The following is a 19,152-nucleotide window of genomic DNA, read 5'->3' as shown; positions in this document are numbered from 1 at the left end:
GTCGTGAAATCAGACGATGCGGTGTTTCAGGAAGACCGAAAACTCAGGTTTTACGACTGCTGCGCAGCCGAACGCAGGCTTCGCCAGCTGCTACAACAATTGCGTTACAGCAGAAATTGCTTAACTGATCGGCATTAACCTGCAAAGGTGGCTTTTTTGCGGTTGGTTTGATGGGGAGTACATTCGGGAAAGACAGGTCGGCTGTCGGGCCGTCTTCGTCGGAACGCCGCCCGGAGCCGGCTCGCTCCCACAAGAGGTTGGAGGTATCCGCAGGCCGCTTTCGCTGGCAAGCCAACTCCTACAGGAGCCGGAAGCGCCCCACCATTCCCTTCAACTCGACTCCCAGCTGAGCCAGCTCAATGCTGGATGCGGCGTTACCCTGCATCGCCAGCGATGACTGATCCGCACTCGCACGAATACTCGTGACGCTGCGATTGATTTCCTCAGCTACGGAACTCTGTTCCTCGGCTGCCGCGGCAATCTGCTGGTTCATCTGCTGAATCAACGATACCGCGGCCGCAATACTCCCCAGCGCACTCTCGGTTTGCAACGCATCACTGACCGCCAACTTCACCAGTTCGCCACTGTTCTGAATCTGCTTTACCGACGACTGAGCGGCCGAGCGCAAGGCGCTGACCAGGCGTTCAATCTCCTCGGTCGATTGCCGGGTACGCCTGGCCAGTGCCCGGACTTCATCGGCTACCACGGCAAAACCCCTGCCCTGCTCGCCCGCCCRTGCGGCCTCGATCGCCGCGTTGAGCGCCAACAGGTTGGTCTGCTCGGCGACACTTTTGATCACGCTGAGCACCGTACCGATGTTCTGGATCTCTGCACTCAAGCTTTCGATGCTGGAACTGGCCGACGTCGCCGAATCCGCCAGCTGCTCGATGCGTGCCATGCTCTGGCGCACCACTTGCTGACCACTTTCAACCTTGTCATCCGCCGATTGTGCAGCCTGGGCGGCCTCTTCAGCATTACGCGCCACGTCGTGCACTGTCGCGGTCATCTGGTTCATGGCCGTGGCGACCTGCTCGGTTTCTTCTTTCTGGCTGCTGACTTCCTGGTGGGTCTGCTCGGTCACCGTCGACAATGAATGCGCCGAATTCGCCAATTGTTCGATACCGGCCTGCAACCCGCTGACAATACGGCTGAGCCCGGCGCCCATTTGTTGCATCGCCTGCATCAATTGGCCGATCTCGTCACGGCGAGTCACTTCAACCGTCGCACTCAAATCACCCGCGGCGATCTGCTGCGCGACACGGATCACACTGCGCAGCGGGGTCACGATCAAACGAGTCATCACCCACGCCGCCACCAGTCCGACCAGCAACGCCAGTGCCGAGGAGCCGAGGATCAACAACGAGTTCTTTTTCAGCTCGGTCTGCATCGACCGGTCTTCTGCGACAGAGGCCTGATCCACCCGCTCCACCACTTGCGCGGCGCGCTGGTGCAGTTGTTCGTAGACAGTTTTCTCCTGGGCCAACAGACCGGTGTACTCCGTGAGTTTTTCGCTGAAACTGCCGATGTGACCAGTGACTTCATTGAGGACCGTCTGATAGCCCTCGTCCTTGACCGTGGTTTTCAGCTGCTCGGCCTGAGTCAGCGCCTGATCCGCCTGTTCGATCCTGCCTTGGCCGGCGCTGTCGTCGCCCTTGCGACTCTGGTCCAGACGCACGCGAGCTTCGTTCATGGCTTGCAACATCAACCGCGTGACCTGGCTGACCTGACTGGCCTGCTCGATGAATTGCCCACCGTCCTTGCCCTCGGTTTGCTTCAAGGTATAGGTGCCGTCATCGGCCAGGCCGGCTTGCAGCACATCCAGGTTATTGGCCACGCTGGACACTGACCAACTGGCCATTTCCAGTGCCAGGTCCTTGGCCTGACTCAACGAGACGAACTCATCGAACGCCTTGCGATAGGCACCCAGCGACTGCTCGACGTCGTTCATTACCGGCACGTTTGCCGCAGACGCAGCCTTGAGCCGGGTCGCCAAGACAATCAAGCCATCAACACCCTCGTGCAGGGCAGCGGCGGTTTTCGGGTTGCCGTGCAAGGCGTACTCCTGCTCCAACAGTCGCACCTTGAGCAAACCGCTGTTGAGCGATGACATCTGCTTGAGCCCATCGAAGCGCTGACTGATGGTTTGCAGGGACCATACGCCGATGGCGGCGACCAGCGCTGTCAACAACAGCACCAGTACGAACCCGCCCCCCATTTTGTTTGCCATACCGAGGTTGGCAAAACGTCCTTGCACGGCCGAAATCATTGCACTTAGTCTCCTGACATAGTCTGTTGATGCAGATTCGCAACGGGCCTGTGCCAGCACAAGTCTCTGGCGCCACAATAATGGCAAAAAGCTACACCCGCGTCGCTTTCAGAACGCTTGAGGTCGATTCAGAGCGGTGGCCTGAAAAAATGCCCGGGCCCGAGGATCACAGGCATACGCCACATTGATGCGCTGCCAGTCCGTGGCTTCGCCGCCGGGACTGAATGCTGTAGCAGAAGACAGCAACACCCCGAAGCGTCGGGCATGCTTGCGCACCTGAGCAAAGTCGGACCTGCGTGATCGCGCCCAGATGAACAGCCCCCCCGCCGGCTTGCCGAAAACCTCCCAGTCGGCGTCTTCGAGCACTTGCAGGGCGGCTTCTCTGTCGGTGTTCAAGCGCTGGCGCTGGCGCTGAACCAGTTTGCGATACGCGCCGCTGGCCAACAAGCAAGCCAGCACCGTTTCGCAGAACCTTGAGGCGCCCATGCTGCTGATCATCTTGACCTCGGCCAGTCGCGAAACTATTGCGTCACTGGCCACGACAAAGCCGACGCGCAATGAGCTGCTGAGGGTCTTGGAATAACTGCCGACATAAATCACATTGTCGTCGATCCCCATTGCCGCGAGGCGAGTGCCGGGGCCGCTGTGCAAATCGGCATAGACGTCATCTTCAATTACCAGCACACCATGGGCTTTGGTCAGTTGCAGCACCTGCTGAGCCACCACGGGAGTCAGGCTGCTGCCCGTCGGGTTGTGGTAGAAGCTATTGATGAACAGCGCACGGGGCCGGTACTTCACCAATAGCGCTTCAAGCACCTGCGCGTCAGGCCCGCGCGGAGTGCGCGGTGCTTCGATCATCGTCACGCCATTGAGCCTGAGCAGATCGAACAGCCGTGAATAGCCTGGACTTTCCACCACCACGCAATCCCCGGGTTTGAGCAACGTGCGCATGATCAGATCGAGCCCGTGAGTAGCACCGGTCGTGGTCACAATCTGTCGCTCATCCACATCGATGTCCAGCTGCAGGAGACGTTTGAGGATTTGCTCCCGCAAGGCAGGTAAACCCCGTGGTGTACTGTAGTTGAACAACCCAGCCATGTCGGTGCGGCTTACCTGACGGATCGCGTAGGTCAAATCGTCAGTTTCACGCCAGCTTTCGGGCAGGCCGCCACAGCCCAGCCTGAGTTCTCCCGAGGCGCCGTCCAGCGACATATCAGCCCCTTCGAACCAAGGGCAATCCTGTCGCCCCTCAGCGGCCAGCACAGGCAAAGCGACAACGAAACCTGCGCCCTGACGCGGCGCCAGCACGCCCTGTGCCACCAGACGTTCGCAGGCTTCGACGACGCAGGATTGACTGAGCAAATTGACCCGTGCAATTTGCCGCGCAGAAGGCAATCGCGTCCCCGGCAGTACCCCGTTCTGACGGAGCCAGCGGGTCAACGCGTCGACGACTTGCTGCACGACCGGCACCAATGCCTGTCGATCGATTCTCAATTCCATGAGCAAGCAAACTCCTGTCTGTTTTGCGGGAAACAGTTAATCACAGGAGCGCTGGATGAGATGTGCGACAACGCCGCTAAATCCCCTGGTTCTAACCCTTTGAAACACATTGCCCAGTCCCGTCACGGAACTGTAAAAAAACCCGCACAAGTACGGGTTTTTTCCTACGTTGCAGCGCCTGATTTCAAAACGCCGTAACGCCACCGTCCACTGCCAGAGAATGGCCAGTGGTGAACGCGGCGCCGTCGCTGCACAGGTACAGCACAGCACTGGCAATTTCCTCGACCTTGCCGATGCGCCCCACCGGGTGCATGGCGTTGGCAAACTCGCCCTTCTTGGGGTCCGCTTCATAGGCACGGCGGAACATGTCGGTGTCGATCACCGCCGGACATACGGCATTCACGCGAATCTTTTTCTTGGCATATTCGATGGCTGCCGACTTGGTCAGCCCGATCACCGCATGTTTGGACGCCGCGTAAATACTCATCTTCGGTGCAGCCCCCAGGCCCGCCACCGAAGCGGTGTTGACGATCGCACCGCCGCCCTGGGCCAACAACAAGGGCAGTTGATATTTCATGCACAGCCAGACGCCTTTGACGTTGACGCCCATGATCGCGTCGAACTCATCCAGCGTGCCTTCGGCGAGTTTGCCTTTCTCGATCTCGATGCCGGCATTGTTGAAGGCATAGTCCAGACGGCCATAGGTATTCACCACTTCGTCCATCAGGTTTTTTACATCGCTTTCCAGCGTGACGTTGCAACGCACGAAGGTTGCTTCGCCACCCGCCGTACGAATCAGCGCCACGGTGCCTTCGCCGCCGGCGGTATCGAGATCGGCAACCACAACCTTCAGCCCTTCGGCGGCGAACGCCTGGGCGGTCGCACGGCCAATACCGTTGGCAGCGCCAGTCACCACGGCGACCTGGCCGGAAAACGTCATGCTCATTGTTATGTCCTCGGAGAGAAGAATACGCAGGGATTGCTTGTTTTCAGTCTAGGCTTGGAGGGCTTCAGCGCGGCAGCACTATCAGAAGGCCGGTTGGGCGGCCATGAGTGGCAGTGATAGAACACCGACCCCAATTATCACTGTACTGGATCGCGGTGCATTCGCCGCATCAGCCAAACTTGCGGCCTTGACCATGAAGGGCTATCAACAAGACTTCATTCATCTTGAGTGCCTGTCATGACTTCCCAGACCAATCGCCAGTTCCTGCTCGCCAAACGTCCGGTGGGTGCGGCAACCCGCGAGACCTTTACCTATCAAGAAGTACCGGTCGGCGAGCCGGCGTCGGGGCAGATTCTGGTCAAAAACGAATACCTGTCCCTGGACCCGGCCATGCGCGGCTGGATGAACGAAGGCAAGTCCTACATCCCGCCAGTGGGTCTGGGTGAAGTGATGCGCGCTTTGGGCGTCGGCAAAGTCGTGGCCTCGAATAACCCGGGGTTTGCAGTCGGGGATTACGTCAACGGTGCCCTCGGCGTGCAGGATTACTTCCTCGGCGAACCACGCGGTTTCTACAAGGTTGATCCGTCACTGGCGCCATTGCCGCGCTACTTGTCTGCCCTTGGCATGACCGGGATGACCGCCTACTTCGCGCTGCTCGATGTCGGCGCGCCGAAAGCCGGTGACACCGTGGTGCTGTCGGGTGCTGCCGGTGCGGTGGGCAGCATTGCCGGGCAGATCGCCAAAATCAAAGGTTGTCGCGTGGTCGGGATTGCCGGCGGTGCAGACAAATGCCAATTCCTGATCGACGAATTGGGGTTTGATGGCGCCATCGACTACAAGAATGAAGACGTCATCGCCGGTCTTAAACGCGAATGCCCTAAAGGGGTCGATGTGTATTTCGATAACGTCGGCGGCGACATCCTCGATGCAGTGCTGAGCCGACTGAACATGAAGGCGCGCGTGGTGATTTGCGGCGCAATCAGCCAGTACAACAACAAGGAGGCGGTCAAGGGCCCGGCCAATTACCTGTCGCTGCTGGTCAACCGCGCGCGGATGGAAGGTTTTGTCGTGATGGACTACGCCGCCCAATTCGCCGCCGCCGGGCAGGAAATGGCCGGCTGGATGGCCAAGGGGCAACTCAAGAGCAAGGAAGACATTGTTGACGGACTGGAGACGTTCCCGGAGACGCTGATGAAATTGTTCAGCGGCGAGAATTTCGGGAAGTTGGTGTTGAAGGTTTAACTCAATTTTTTGAAGTCACCAAAAACCACTGTGGGAGCGGGCTTGCCCGCGATAGCGGTGTATCAGTCGACATTGATGTTGGCTGACACACCCTCATCGCGGGCAAGCCCGCTCCCACATTTGATCTTAGGTGTCTGGTTAAGCGAGTTCGGCCACTACGGCGGCCAGTGCCTTGGCCGGATCCGCCGCCTGGCTGATCGGACGACCAATCACCAGGTAATCGGAACCGGCGTCCAGTGCCTGGCGCGGGGTCAGGATGCGGCGTTGATCGTCTTGCGCACTGCCCGCCGGACGAATGCCTGGGGTCACCAGTTGCAACGACGGGTGCGCCGACTTCAAGGCCTGGGCCTCCAGCGCCGAACACACCAGACCGTCCATCCCGGCTTTTTCCGCCAGTGCGGCCAAGCGCAGCACCTGCTCCTGCGGCTCGATGTCCAGGCCGATACCCGCCAGGTCTTCACGTTCCATGCTGGTCAGCACGGTCACACCAATCAGCAGCGGTCTAGGCCCGGTACGCTGGTCCAGCACTTCACGGCAGGCCGCCATCATGCGCAGGCCGCCGGAGCAATGGACGTTGACCATCCACACGCCCATTTCCGCAGCGGCCTTCACGGCCATGGCGGTGGTGTTCGGGATGTCGTGGAATTTCAAGTCCAGGAACACTTCGAAGCCCTTGTCACGCAAGGTGCCGACGATTTCCGAAGCGCAGCTGGTGAACAGCTCCTTGCCGACTTTTACCCGGCACAATTTTGGGTCCAACTGGTCGGCCAGCTTCAGTGCGGCGTCACGGGTGGGGTAATCCAGGGCGACGATGATAGGAGTCTGGCAGACGGACATGTGCGGGCTCTCAGGCAGGACGAAATCGGCGCGCATTGTAGCGGAACCAGCGGCGCTGCGGGACCCGATGATCGGTAATTCGTCACCGGCGCGCTGGTAAGTCTAGTCTTTTGGGGCCGCTACAAAGAATTTAAGGCCGGCGATCTTCTACCCGCGCCTGACTCTTGCTCCAGTCAGTCAGCAAGCTGTAAGCCACGGCCAACAATGTCGGGCCGATAAACAACCCGATAAAGCCAAACGCAATCAACCCGCCAAACACTCCCAGCAGCACAATCACCAACGGCAGATTCCCGCCCCGGCTGATCAGGTACGGCTTCAGCACGTTGTCGACTCCACTGATGATGAACGTGCCCCAGATTCCCAGAAATATCGCCATTCCGTACTCACCCTTCCAGGCCAACCAGGCCGTGGCCGGGATCCACACCAGCGGCGGCCCCATCGGAATCAGGCTGAGCAAGAAGGTCACGATGCCCAGCACCAATGCACCAGGCACACCAGCGATCAGGAATCCGATCAACGCCAGCACTGCTTGCGCTGCTGCCGTACCGATGACACCGTTCACCACCCGCTGCACCGTGCCCGCCACCAAGTCGATGTAATATTCGGCGCGACGACCAATCAGGCGCTCCAGCAATCCATGGACAAAGGTCGCCAGACGCGGACCGTCGCGGTAGAAAAAGAACACAAACACGATGCTCAGTGTCAGTTCGAGAATACCGCCGCCAATCTGCGCACTGCGCGCCAGCAACCAGTTACCGACCTGCCCCAGGTAAGGTTTGAGCGACACCATCATCGCGGCGCCTTGCTGATCGATGCTGTTCCAGATCACCACCAGCCGTGCGCCAACCAAAGGAATGCTGCCCAGCCAGGCCGGCGCTTCAGGCAGGCCATCGACCTGTACATCCTTGATAAATACAGTTGCGTCACGCACATGGTCAGCCAGGTTGAAACCCAGCCACACCAGCGGCACCGCCACCAGCACCATCCAGCCGAGGGTCAGCAATGCGGCCGCCAGGGATTCACGGCCATTGAGCCAACGGGTCAACAAGCGCATCAACGGCCAACTGGCAAACGCCAGCACCGCGCCCCAGAACAGCGCAGACCAGAAGGGCGCCATCACCCAGAAGCTCGCGCCAAACAGCACCAGGAGCAGAATCTGCACCAACAGGCGATCGTTATTGGGCATGAAAAGTCTCAAAAAAGTCAGTCAAAAAAAGAGTAGACGAACGCGCAATCCGCATTCGCCTGTACAGCTTATCGCAACAGCTCGATGTGCAGGCCAGAGCCTTCGACGTTGCCGGCTTCCATTCGCGCCGCACGCACACCCTGAGCAATCAATGCCTCGCGCCAGGCTTCAGCCTTGGCTCCGGAAACACTGACTCGCAAGGTAGTGTCCAGGTTCAATCCACGAGAAATCAGACGCAGCCAGGTCTCGTCTGGGTCAGCGACCAGTTTCGGAAAATCGAGTACACCGGTGCTTCTGAGCTGGCGCAGCAAGGTGGCAGAAGTCGGCAACAGGTCGCCCAACGGCGCCGCTGCATCGAATTGTTCGACGTGCAGGTAGGCTTTGCGATTTCCGCGAGTGATGCTGTAAAGCGCCACCAGTGAATTGTCCTGCGGTGCCGCCAGTCGCATCAGCAAATACGCCTGCTGATCGTCGGCACCGTAGAGTTTGGCGTTGCCGAAGACCTCGTTGGCCCACAGACTGCTTTCGCCGCAATCGCGGGCCTGGCACCAGAACAGCAACTCGGCGCCCTGCTTTTGCAAGGCTTCGCGCGCGGCCGTAAAGGCTTCGGTGGAGGAGTGTTCCGCAGGCAACTCGTAGGTGACCGACGTGGTTTGCCCACGAGCCGTGACCTGACCGTCAAAGCGCAGCTGGCCGCTGATTTTGCGGATGGACCCCAACGGGTAGATCCGTTCAAGTTCGACGGCCGGACGATAATCGACGATCTGCGCATCTTCCATGCGCGGCAGGATCGGCAGGTCCTGACTGCCGGGAACATCGGCGGCAAACGATAAAGGACTGAAACAACACAGCGCCAGCAGACTGAGTGAACGCATGGACAGGCTCATCGGATCAGCATGGCCTGGGCACCCTTGACGACGCTGGCGTCGTCGATACGTTCCGGCACCAGCAAACCACGCTGCACCGCAGGGCGCGCCGCCATGGTTGCCATCCAGCGCTGCAAGGCAGTCAAGCCGTCGACCTCGACCCCGGACCACTCATGACCACGGACCCACGGATAGGTGGCGATGTCGGCAATGCTGTATTCGCCGGCCAGAAACTCTTCGGATTGCAAACGGGTATCGAGCACTTCATAGAGGCGTCGGGTTTCATGTTGATAGCGGTCGATGGCGCCCTGGAGTTTTTCCGGAAAGTAGCGGAAAAACACGTTGGCCTGCCCTTGCATCGGACCGATGCCACCCATCTGGAACATCAGCCATTGCAACACCACCGAGCGCCCTTTCGGGTCCAGGGGCATCAGCTTGCCGGTCATTTCAGCAAGGTAAATCAGGATAGCGCCGGATTCGAACACGGCGAAATCGCCATTGGCGCGGTCGACAATCGCCGGAATCCGCCCATTGGGGTTGATCTTGAGGAAGTCCTCGGATTTCTGTTCCTTCTTGTCGAAACTCAGGGCATGCACCGTGTAGGGCAGGCCGAGTTCCTCGAGCACGATAGAGACCTTGTGGCCATTCGGGGTCGCAGCGGTGTAGAGATCTATCATGGTTGTCTCCCATTTCAACCCGCCCAGCCTCGACAGTTGCCCGGCTCAAGTCAAGGAACGGCGAAGAACCGATTGAAACAGTCTGCGACAAGGTCGGCGCCGGGTTCGTCATTCAGGTGCAAATGATGACCGCCTGGCAGCTGTTCACGGCTAAAGGGTAGACGCTCCAGCAACTCGGGATGTTTGGCGAGCATGCCATCCGCCGCGACCACCAGTTTGGCAGGACAACTGACCCGCTGAACAAACGCCATGGCCTGTTCGGTGGTCAGGCGCAACGGCGATGGCAGCGTCAGCCGGCTGTCGGTACGCCAGGTATAACCCCCCTGCACCGGCATCAAGCCCCGCTGCGCGAGCAGCTCGGCCGCTTCGCGACTGACGGCCACCAACCCTTTCATGCGCGCTTCTATGGCGCGGTCGAGGGTGCTGTAGACCGGTTTTTGTTTCTCCCGCAAATCCAGCTGCGCTTGCAGGGCCATGCCCATGCGCTCGGCAGCATTTTCGCCTTTTTCTGTAGGAGGAATGATGCCGTCAATCAGGGCCAGGTGGGTGACGCGCTCCGGCATCGACCCGGCAATGATCAACGATGCGATGGCGCCCATGGAGTGCCCCATCAGCGCAAATTTCTTCAGACCAAGCTGTTCGGCAACTTGCAGCACGTCATGGGCGTAATCCCACATCGCGTATCCGGCGCCGGGTGGGCGATGCCCGGAATGACCGTGACCGGCCATGTCCAGGGCGATGATGCGCAGGCCATTGAGCTTGGGCGCCAACCGGGCAAAGCTGTTGGCATTGTCCAGCCAGCCATGCAGCGCGATCACGGGCAGGCCGTCTTCAGGACCGAACAAGTGCGCCGCCAACTCGATGTGCGGCAGGCACAGGCGAACTTCTTCGACGGCATTGTTCATGCGCAATCCTGTTGGCTGCGACCGTCCCAACGGCTGAACAGGTTTTTCAGCAACGTGGCCGTGTCATGTGGACGTTCAAGAGGAAACATGTGGCCACCGGGCACGGTCAGGGATTCACCCAGCGGCATGCGTCCGACGGAGCTTGCATGGTGACGCATCACCACGCGGCTCTTGTGCCCGCGCACCACCGCCAGCGGCACTTTCAGCTGACGTGTGCGACCGGGGCTGGTGTGGGGCACGCCACGGTAGATGCTTATTTCCGTGGCGGGATTGAAACGCAGGCGCAGTGTGTCACCGACCTTGTGCAAACCATGTTGCAGGTAGGCATCAAAGCATTCCGGATCAAAACTGCGGAACAGGGTTTTGCCCGCGAAATAGCGGCGGGCGCTTTCGATGTCGGCGAACTCTTCCCGGCGCCCCAGGGTGCGACCGGCCGGCGTCAAGCGGTCGATAAAACCGAAACGCTTGGCAGCGCGGATGACCCATCGATCGGTCAGGGTCAGGACCGGAGAATCGAGCATCACCACGCCGCGATACAACTCAGGGCAACGCAGCGCCGCGTGCAAATGCAGCAAGCCGCCAAAGGAATGGCCGACGCCCCACACCGGTTCCGCTTGTTGCTCGAGGTGATGGATCAGCTCATCCACCAGGTTGTACCAATTGTCGTCCGCGGGAAAACGCGGGTCATGAGCGTGCTGCTCCAGATGCTTCACCTGATACTCGGGCGCCAGCGCCGCGAACAACTTGCCGTAGGTCCCTGAAGGAAAGCCATTGGCGTGAGCGAAAAATATCTGTTGCGACATACCGGCAAATCCATGAGCGAGAGACAGGCATTGATTGTCCGTAAGACGACGGCTGACAGCAATGACTGTAAGTGACAGGAATGATGACAGTCCGGTCAGGGCAATGTCCGCAACGCTGATGAAGATCCCGGTAGCAGCTGTCGAGCCTTGGCAAGGCTGCGTCCGCGGTCAACCTGAAACACCGCGCTGGCAGATTTCACGACTGCTTCGCAGCCGGACGCAGCCTCGTCGGGGCTCGACAGCTGCTACGGAGCCAGGCGCAGGCTTCGGCTGCTACAGGGCATTGGGTTTACCGGGCTGGCGGATTCTCGCCCAACGGCACAACCGCCATGGTCAGGCGCGACACACAACTGGCCTTGCCTTCGTCGCTGGTCAAACGGATATCCCAGACGTGCGTCGTGCGACCAATGTGGATCGGCGTGGCCACAGCGGTCACTCGCCCACTGCGCAGGCCGCGCAAATGGTTGGCGTTGATTTCCAGGCCCACGCAGTAAAACTTGCTGCTGTCGATGCACAGGTAGCTGGCCATTGAGCCGACTGACTCGGCCAGCACCACCGAGGCACCGCCATGCAGCAGGCCGTAAGGCTGGTGAGTGCGGTGATCAATGACCATGCTCGCGGTCAGGGACCCTTCGTCGAACGCTTCGAAACGAATATCCAGCACTTCGCCAATGGTGTTTTTCTGGATTGCGTTCAAGTGCTCGATGTTGGGAGTGGTACGCCACAGACTCATCGTTGCTTTCCTTTTTGTTGGTGTTGTTCGTCGCTCAATCCTGCCACAGCACCGCCTCGCTGCGCTCGCTCCATTCTTCGAAGCGCGCCCCGTAAGCCGCTTCGATCACGTTGCGTTTGATCTTGAGGGTCGGCGTGAGGAAACCGTTTTCCACGGCCCAACTGTCCTTGACCACCACCAGACGCCGCAAGCGCTCATGCTTGTCGAGGACGCCATTGACCTCATCCAACAGTTTTTCCAGGCTTGAATGCAGTCCCGCCCTCGCCGTTCCGCTGGCGTCTTGCTGCCCGACCGCCGACAACACACACAGCCCCAGCGGCGCACTCAAGCCATCACCGACCACGCACACTTGCTCGATTCGCGAATGCACCGCCAGGCGATTTTCGATCGGTGCCGGCGCCACGTATTTGCCCTTGCTGGTCTTGAAGATTTCTTTCAGCCGGCCGGTCAGGCGCAGGTTGCCTTCAGCGTCTTGCTCGCCCTTGTCGCCGGTGCGCAGGAAGCCGTCCTCGGTGATGGTTTCAGCGGTTTTTCGTGGTTCCTTGTAGTAGCCGAGCATCGTCGCGCCACTGCGCACCATGACCTCGCCCGACTCGTCGATCCGCACCTCAACCTCCGGGCAAGGCTTGCCGATCCACCCGGGTTTGTTCTCGCCGGGCCGGCAAATGTGCGAGTAGCCACAGCTCTCGGTCATGCCGTAGACCTCAAGCACGTCCAGCCCCAGCTTGCGGTACCACAGCAGCAAGGTTTGTGGCACCGGTGCCGCGCCGGTCAAGGCGACGCGCAACGCGTCCAGCCCCAGCCCGGCGAGGACTTTATGCCCGACCCGCTTGCCGATGAAGGGCAAGCCGAGCAGAAAATCGAGGCGTTTTGCCGGGATCTTGCTGTACACGCCCATCTGGAATTTGGTCCAGATCCGTGGCACCCCGAACAAGGCGGTGGGCCGCGCACGCTGCAAGTCCGTCAGGAAGGTGTCGAGGCTCTCGGCAAAGAACACCGTCTGCCCGGTGTAAATAGCTGCCATCTCAACGAACATGCGCTCTGCAACGTGGCACAGCGGCAAATAGGACAGCAACCGGTCCGACTCGTTGAGGCCAAACAGCTGCGTACCCCGCGTGCTGGCGAAACCCAGGTTACCGAAGCTGTGCATTACGCCTTTGGGCAGCCCGGTGGTGCCGGACGTGTAAATAATGGTCGCCAACTGATCGGCGCTGGGTTTGGGATGATCCTGGATGGGCGAGCTGCACTGCAAATCGGCCCAACTGAAATCGAAGCGGCCCGGTGGATGCAGCGGCAGACTGATCGTCGGCAAGTCCGGGCTGACACCACGGGACATGCCCGGCCAGTCATCGAGTTTGCCGATAAACGCCAGCGCCGCTTCCGAGTGATTGAGCACCTGGGCCACCGATTCGGCGGTCAGGTTGGGGTACAACGGCACAGAAACATGCCCGGCCATCCAGATCGCCAGGTCGGCGATGATCCAGTGGGCACAGTTTTTCGAGATCAGAGCGATATGGCTGCCTTGTGGCAGATCGCGCGCCCGCAACCAATGCGCGGCGCAACGCGCCTGATGGCCGACGTCGGCCCAGGACAGGGTCTCGACCTGCCCGCCGCCCGTGGGCTGGACCAGAAAACGCTGGCGTGGATGACGGGCCTCGCGTTCGTAGAAGACATCCAGTGGCAAACGAAAAGCAGCAGACATGCGACTCGCTCCTGAATTTTTATTCTGGAGCAAGCGTAGTCAACCAAGCGGTTGCTTGGTTGACTAATTCTCACAAAATTCAGCAACACCGCCGCCCCCTGCATCGTGGGCAAGCCCGGCTCCTACAAAAGCAGAAGCAAAACGGTTACGGGTGTTTGATGCCCTTGAGCTTCATCGAGCCAATCAGCAACTCATCACCTTTGAGCTCGGCCAGCCCGGCGGTGGAGACTTTTTCCGGTGGATGCCCGGCGCCATGTTGCAGGTAGCTCAGCAAATGCCCCACCAGCGGGTTGTGACTGACCAACAGGACATTGCTCACTGACACAAGTTGTTCAGCCACCTTGTCCGGATCGGTTTCCGGGGTCAGCCACTCGACCGTGCGGATCTCCGGCTCGAATCCGAGGGCTTCACGCACCAACTGCGCGGTCTGCTGCGCGCGCAGGTAAGGGCTGGCGTAAATCGCGGTAATCGGCTGACCGATCAAATGYGCTGCACTGCGCAGCACTTCTTCGCATCCATGCGGGGTCAGTGCTCGCTCCGAATCGGCACACGAGCCATACGGTACAGCTTCACCATGACGCAATACCCAGAGTTTCATAGCTTGGGTTCCTCATCTCGGGCCGGATGCGGCGCTGGCGCCACGACATGAGGCGCTTCACCTTCCGGTGTACGCGGCGTCGGCCAGTCGGCGAACGGCCAGGGTTTCTGGTCGCTGTGGAAGCTGGCAAAACGCCCGATCTGTGCCAGGAACTGGCTCAGGCTGTCACCGAAGTTCATCAGGCTGGCGCTCGGGGCACCATAGAACAAACGATAGATCAGTTGCACCAGCACCAATGCGCCCAGGATGAACTGCGCCACTTGCCAGACCAGCAGGAAGACGATCATCCACAGCACCCGCAGCAGGATGGATTCGTACTTGGTTTCTAGTTTCGGATCGTTCATGTCGCGTTCCCCTGTTTTTTGCAAAGCGTGCTCAGTTGAAACCACTGGTTGAAATAAAGTCGACGTCGGTTTTCGGTTCGCCGCGCATCAACAGCTCAATCACTTGATTAAGCGTGCGCCCTTCGAACAGGATCGCGTGCAGACCGGCGACCAGCGGCATATAGACGCCCACCTCCTGAGCCTTGGCCTTGAGCACTTTCAGCGTGTTCACACCTTCGGCCACTTCACCCAGACGCGTGACCGCGTCCTCCAGACTCAGGCCCTGACCCAAGGCAAACCCGACCTGGTAGTTACGGCTTTTCGGCGACGAGCAGGTGACGATCAAATCGCCCACACCGGCAAGACCGAGAAAAGTCATCGGGTTGGCGCCCTGATTCACCGCAAAACGGGTCATTTCCGCCAGCGCCCGGGTGATCAGCATGCTCTTGGTGTTTTCCCCCATGCCCAGCGCCACTGCCATGCCGGCAATGATCGCGTAAACGTTTTTCAGCGCCCCGCCCAATTCGACGCCAAACCGGTCAGCACTGGCGTACACACGAAAGGTCCGGCCATGCAGAGCGGCCTGAACCCGTTGGCACAGCTCTTCGTCTTCACTGGCGACCACGGTGGCGGTCAGCGCGTGTTCGGCGATTTCACGGGCCAGGTTCGGTCCGGACAGCACGCCGATGCGCGCTTTCGGGGCGATTTCCTCGAGGATCTCGCTCATCAACTTGAACGTGTGGGCTTCGATGCCTTTCGTCAGGCTGACCAGCAGTTTGCCGCTCAACAGTTCGGCGTGCGGGACCAATACCGAGCGCAAGGCACTGGAGGGCAGCGCGACGAAGCACAGATCGCAGGCTTCCAACGTCGCTTGCAGGTCGGTCACCGGTTCTACTGCCGGAAGAATCTTGATGCCTTTGAGGTAACGCGGGTTCTCGCGATTGACCCGAATGGCCTCGGCCTGTTCGGGGTCACGCATCCACTGCCGGACCTGATGCCCGTTCTCGGCCAGCAGATTAGCCACGGCGGTACCAAAACTTCCGCCTCCCAGGACCGCAATTGGGCGCTGTTCAGTCATATGCAATCCGTTAATCCATAGCAGTGGCGATGTCGGCATTATACGGAGCGGCCTCGTGTCGGCCAGCCCCTGCTTCAATTACCAACAGGTGTAGGAAGAAGACCAATAAACCCTAGGAAAATGCCGGCATCGTGAATGGAAAAGTCAACGGGCTCGGTTAACATGCGCCCCAACTCATCACGATCAAGGGTGTGACGTGTCGTTTCGTTCTCCTTCACCCCGCTCGCCGCTGGTGATGGCGCTGATCTTCAGCCCGTCCTTGCTGGCCGACGACTTGTTTATCGACAATGAATCACGCGCCACATCCGCTCAGCGAACGGTGTGGCGACATCGATCAGAGCTCCCGGAAATCGCGCGATGACTTGGAAGTGCAAGACCCCCTCAGCCTGTCCGACAGTCTGCGAGTTTTAAATGCGGCATCGCCTGTCATGGAAATCGCCGCCACTGGGCCGCCTGCTGGCCGGGTTGTACCTGGTGGCTGGCTGTCTGCTCGGCGCCCTGCCGACGCAAGCTGCCGACATTCTGTTGATCGGTGCCGAAGACAATCCCGGCGTGCAATCCTTCGTCCGCGCGCTGAGCGACATACGCCCTGCCGACAGTGTGCGTTTCCAGCCACTGGCGAGCCTTCCATCACCCGGCAAACTGCCCGCCGCCACCCGCCTGATCCTGCTTGATCTGCCGAGCCTCGACTGGCGCCAGCAAGCGGCTCAGGGCCCGGCGACGCTGGTGCTGCGCATCAGCCGCCTGCAAGCCCGGCAACGTTTCGGCGTTAACGTTCCACCCCACCTCAGTCTGCTCTGGAGCGATGCGCCGCTGGATCGGCAATTACGCCTGACCCGACTCATCTTGCCGCAGGCGCAGCGCATCGGTGTGCTGTACGACAAACACAGCGAATTCCTGTTGAAAGAATTGCGTAGTGCGGCCCTTGGTCAGGGTCTGGAAGTAGTGGCCGAGCGCTGGGATAACATCCATGACAGTCGCCCCTTGCAGGCCTTGCTGAAAGACTGTGACGTACTTCTGGGCCTCGACGATCCTGACCTCTACAACTCGAAAACCGCAAAAAATCTGCTGTTAAGCAGCTATTCGCGACAATTGGCATTGATCGGCCCCAATGCCGCTTTCGTCAAGGCGGGAAGCCTGGCCAGCACCTACAGCGATCAGAGCGACTGGCTGCAGGTGCTCGACGAATTGCTCGATCTACCGACGGCGAGTTGGCCACGTACGCTCTATCCGCAACATTTCAAAGTATCCAGTAATCCGCAAGTGGCTCGTTCATTAGGTATCGAACCGATCAATGAAGCAGCTGTTGCCACCCAATTGGCTGAAGGAAAAAGCCTGCCATGACCTTCCGTCGCCCCTGGGACATCAACACTCGCACCCAGATGATCAGCCTTGGCCCCGCCCTGCTGCTGACGTTATTGCTGATTAGCTTCTTCACCTTCGTGCGGATCCAGGACCTGCGCCAGGAGCTCAACCACACCGGGCAATTGATCGCCAACCAATTGGCACCCGCCACCGAATACGGGGTGATTTCGGGTAACAACGAGGTGCTTGAAAGTTTGCTCAAGGCGACACTCGCCACGCCGAACGTGCGCTTTCTGGAGGTTCAGGACAACGCCAACCGGATTTTGGTGTACGTCGAGCAACCGTCGGAAACCTACAGGCGCTCGCAACAGGTCGAAGTGTTCCAGGCACCGGTGCGGCTGCAACGGATAGCACTCAACAATGATTTCTTCCAGGGCCCCAAAGCCGCCAGCATCGGCCCCACCGAGGACTATCTGGGTCGGGTGATCGTCGGTCTTTCAAATGATGCGTTCAGCCAGCGTCAGCAGGAGATCCTGTTCAAAGCCGCCATCCTTGCACTGTTCGCCCTGCTGTTTACCTTTTTGGTGGCCCGGCGTCTGGCGGGCAGCCTGTCGCAACCGATCCGCGATATTGGCAACGCGGTGAAGGCGATCCAGGACGGCGATTACAAAACACCCTTGCCGATAGTCGACGACACCGAACTGGGCGCGTTGTCGCAGCACATCAACAACCTCGCCGCCGGCCTCGAACAAGCCAGTCGTGAACAGCATCAGGCGATGGCGCAATTGATCCAGACGCGCGAGGAGGCGGAAAAGGCCAACAATGCCAAGTCTGACTTCCTGGCGATGATGAGCCATGAATTGCGCACGCCGATGAATGGCGTACTCGGCATGTTGCAGTTGCTGGAAACCACCGAAATGACTGAGGAGCAGATTGAATACGCAGCGCTGGCCTCGGAGTCCACCGAACACCTGCTCAAGGTCATCAACGACATTCTCGACTTCTCGCGCATCGAGCGCTCGGAACTGGAACTGGAGCACATCCCGTTCAACCTCGCGGACCTGATCAGCAGTTGCGCCCAATCCTTCCAGCACAGCGCGTTGCAGCGCGAGCTTGATTTGCAGTTGCTGATTCCCGAGGACATGCGCGTCCTTCAGGTTCAGGGCGATCCGACACGGATCCGGCAGATTCTGGTCAACCTGGTCGGCAATGCATTGAAGTTCACCGAACAGGGCTGCGTCAGCATTGAACCGCAGTGGCAATCGCTGGATCACGACCTGCTGTGGTTTACCTGCACCGTGCGCGACAGCGGCATCGGCATTTGCGCTGAAAGCCTGGAGTTGATGTTCAAGGCCTTCCAGCAGGCCGACAGCTCTATTTCACGACGCTACGGTGGCACTGGTCTGGGCCTGCCTATTGCCCGCACCTTGGCTGAGCGCATGGGCGGCACCTTGCGGGCGCAAAGCGAAGAAGGCCAGGGCTCGGTGTTTACCCTGGAAATTCCGCTGGCGCTCTATAAGCAGTCGCTGCCGGTACCGCCCCCCCGGGCACCGGCCGACAGCGATGATGGCGCAGGTCGCAACGTACTGTTGGTCGAAGACAACCCGGTCAATCAGACCGTCATCGAAGCAATGTTGCGCAGCCTGGGCTTTACTGTCAGCGTCGCGACCGACGGCGCGCAAGCCGTGCGCAGCGCCGAGAGCCTGATTTTTGAAGCGATTCTGATGGACTGCCGACTGCCGATCGTCGACGGCTACGAGGCGACCCGACAGATCCGCCAGTTGCCCGGCTGCGCGGACTTGCCGATCATCGCTCTGACCGCCAACGCGTTGCAGGGCGACCGCGAAGCCTGTTTGTCGGCGGGCATGAACGATTATCTGGCCAAGCCCTTCAAACGGACTGATTTGCAGCAAATTCTGCAGCGCTGGGTGCAGTAGTACAGGCCTTTCGAGCATYTGCGACTGGCGTGAAAGGCGAAAGTGCGGCAGTCTTAGGCACCCGAACAAGCCCGAAAAGGGGCTTGAATAATAATTTCAGTGCACAAGTGTACATTCATGTCCTTGGTGCTGTGACTTTCACCACAACGCAATAGTCTATGAGTAGGCTGCTGACTCGAGGCATGAACGCTTCGATCGGCCGGGAGATTTGCCCCACCCTGCCGCATGGGACTATTGAGGAGCTCGCA

17 protein-coding genes and 1 pseudogene are annotated in these 19,152 nt (G+C 59.6%); 3 read left to right on the top strand and 15 right to left on the bottom strand.

From position 1 onward, the window contains the following. Positions 1-298: 298 nt before the first annotated feature. From AC1DSG_RS14450 to AC1DSG_RS14435, 4 genes and pseudogenes are all read right to left on the bottom strand, one after another. Positions 299-1,165 carry a methyl-accepting chemotaxis protein gene (locus AC1DSG_RS14450; protein ID WP_477791491.1) on the bottom strand — a complete coding sequence of 289 codons (867 nt, stop codon included), beginning with the start codon at positions 1,163-1,165 and terminating at the stop codon, positions 299-301. Then, a pseudogene (locus tag AC1DSG_RS14445) lies at positions 1,163-1,300 on the bottom strand (HAMP domain-containing protein); the annotation flags it as partial. The pseudogene AC1DSG_RS14445 and the gene AC1DSG_RS14450, both read right to left, overlap by 3 nt. 1,074 nt (positions 1,301-2,374) lie before the next feature. Continuing rightward, positions 2,375-3,766 (bottom strand): aminotransferase-like domain-containing protein, encoded by a 1,392-nt coding sequence (locus tag AC1DSG_RS14440; RefSeq protein ID WP_477791489.1) that lies wholly within the window; start codon positions 3,764-3,766, stop codon positions 2,375-2,377. A gap of 184 nt (positions 3,767-3,950) precedes the next feature. After that, positions 3,951-4,712: an SDR family oxidoreductase gene (locus AC1DSG_RS14435; protein ID WP_452625383.1), complete on the bottom strand. Its 762-nt coding sequence runs from the start codon at positions 4,710-4,712 to the stop codon at positions 3,951-3,953. A gap of 237 nt (positions 4,713-4,949) precedes the next feature. On the opposite strand from AC1DSG_RS14435, the gene AC1DSG_RS14430 reads away from it, so the two are divergent. Beyond that, positions 4,950-5,954 (top strand): NADP-dependent oxidoreductase, encoded by a 1,005-nt coding sequence (locus AC1DSG_RS14430; RefSeq protein ID WP_477791488.1) that lies wholly within the window; start codon positions 4,950-4,952, stop codon positions 5,952-5,954. A gap of 138 nt (positions 5,955-6,092) precedes the next feature. Here AC1DSG_RS14430 and pyrF read toward each other — a convergent pair whose 3' ends face one another. From pyrF to AC1DSG_RS14375, 11 genes are all read right to left on the bottom strand, one after another. Further along, positions 6,093-6,791, bottom strand: coding sequence for an orotidine-5'-phosphate decarboxylase (gene pyrF / locus AC1DSG_RS14425; RefSeq protein ID WP_477791490.1), 699 nt, complete (start codon positions 6,789-6,791; stop codon positions 6,093-6,095). Positions 6,792-6,921: 130 nt separating this feature from the next. Further along, positions 6,922-7,977: an AI-2E family transporter gene (locus AC1DSG_RS14420; RefSeq protein WP_477791487.1), complete on the bottom strand. Its 1,056-nt coding sequence runs from the start codon at positions 7,975-7,977 to the stop codon at positions 6,922-6,924. A 68-nt stretch (positions 7,978-8,045) separates the two neighbouring features. Continuing rightward, on the bottom strand, positions 8,046-8,852 hold the full coding sequence (locus AC1DSG_RS14415) for a DUF4892 domain-containing protein (RefSeq protein ID WP_477791486.1): 807 nt from the start codon (positions 8,850-8,852) through the stop codon (positions 8,046-8,048). A gap of 8 nt (positions 8,853-8,860) precedes the next feature. Continuing rightward, on the bottom strand, positions 8,861-9,520 hold the full coding sequence (locus tag AC1DSG_RS14410; RefSeq protein ID WP_477791485.1) for a glutathione S-transferase family protein: 660 nt from the start codon (positions 9,518-9,520) through the stop codon (positions 8,861-8,863). A 50-nt stretch (positions 9,521-9,570) separates the two neighbouring features. After that, on the bottom strand, positions 9,571-10,425 hold the full coding sequence (locus tag AC1DSG_RS14405; RefSeq protein WP_477791484.1) for an alpha/beta hydrolase: 855 nt from the start codon (positions 10,423-10,425) through the stop codon (positions 9,571-9,573). Next, positions 10,422-11,228 carry an alpha/beta fold hydrolase gene (locus AC1DSG_RS14400; RefSeq protein ID WP_477791483.1) on the bottom strand — a complete coding sequence of 269 codons (807 nt, stop codon included), beginning with the start codon at positions 11,226-11,228 and terminating at the stop codon, positions 10,422-10,424. Before AC1DSG_RS14400 ends, AC1DSG_RS14405 begins: the two co-directional genes overlap by 4 nt. A gap of 289 nt (positions 11,229-11,517) precedes the next feature. Beyond that, positions 11,518-11,961, bottom strand: coding sequence for a hotdog fold thioesterase (locus tag AC1DSG_RS14395; RefSeq protein ID WP_477791482.1), 444 nt, complete (start codon positions 11,959-11,961; stop codon positions 11,518-11,520). A gap of 34 nt (positions 11,962-11,995) precedes the next feature. After that, a complete protein-coding gene (locus AC1DSG_RS14390; protein WP_477791481.1) occupies positions 11,996-13,663 on the bottom strand; it encodes an AMP-binding protein in 1,668 nt (555 codons plus the stop codon). 145 nt (positions 13,664-13,808) lie between these two features. After that, positions 13,809-14,261, bottom strand: a complete 453-nt coding sequence (gene sixA / locus AC1DSG_RS14385) for a phosphohistidine phosphatase SixA (RefSeq protein WP_477791480.1) — start codon at positions 14,259-14,261, stop codon at positions 13,809-13,811. Continuing rightward, a complete protein-coding gene (locus tag AC1DSG_RS14380) occupies positions 14,258-14,605 on the bottom strand; it encodes a DUF4389 domain-containing protein (protein ID WP_007949501.1) in 348 nt (115 codons plus the stop codon). Before AC1DSG_RS14380 ends, sixA begins: the two co-directional genes overlap by 4 nt. Before the next feature lie 31 nt (positions 14,606-14,636). Beyond that, positions 14,637-15,662: an NAD(P)H-dependent glycerol-3-phosphate dehydrogenase gene (locus tag AC1DSG_RS14375; RefSeq protein WP_477791479.1), complete on the bottom strand. Its 1,026-nt coding sequence runs from the start codon at positions 15,660-15,662 to the stop codon at positions 14,637-14,639. Between the two features lie 411 nt (positions 15,663-16,073). On the opposite strand from AC1DSG_RS14375, the gene AC1DSG_RS14370 reads away from it, so the two are divergent. Together AC1DSG_RS14370 and AC1DSG_RS14365 are read left to right on the top strand one after the other, a co-directional pair. Then, complete coding sequence (locus tag AC1DSG_RS14370; RefSeq protein WP_477791478.1) at positions 16,074-17,006, top strand: ABC transporter substrate-binding protein; 933 nt, start codon at positions 16,074-16,076, stop codon at positions 17,004-17,006. Further along, the gene (locus AC1DSG_RS14365; RefSeq protein ID WP_477791477.1) at positions 17,003-18,904 is read left to right on the top strand and encodes an ATP-binding protein; all 1,902 of its coding nucleotides are present in this window, start codon (positions 17,003-17,005) and stop codon (positions 18,902-18,904) included. The genes AC1DSG_RS14370 and AC1DSG_RS14365 overlap by 4 nt, the downstream gene beginning before the upstream one ends. Positions 18,905-19,152: the final 248 nt, after the last annotated feature.

The organism is Pseudomonas sp. P5_A12, from assembly GCF_056400685.1.
The sequence above is the reverse complement of the archived record's forward strand: the minus strand, read 5'-3'. Positions and strand labels throughout refer to the sequence as shown.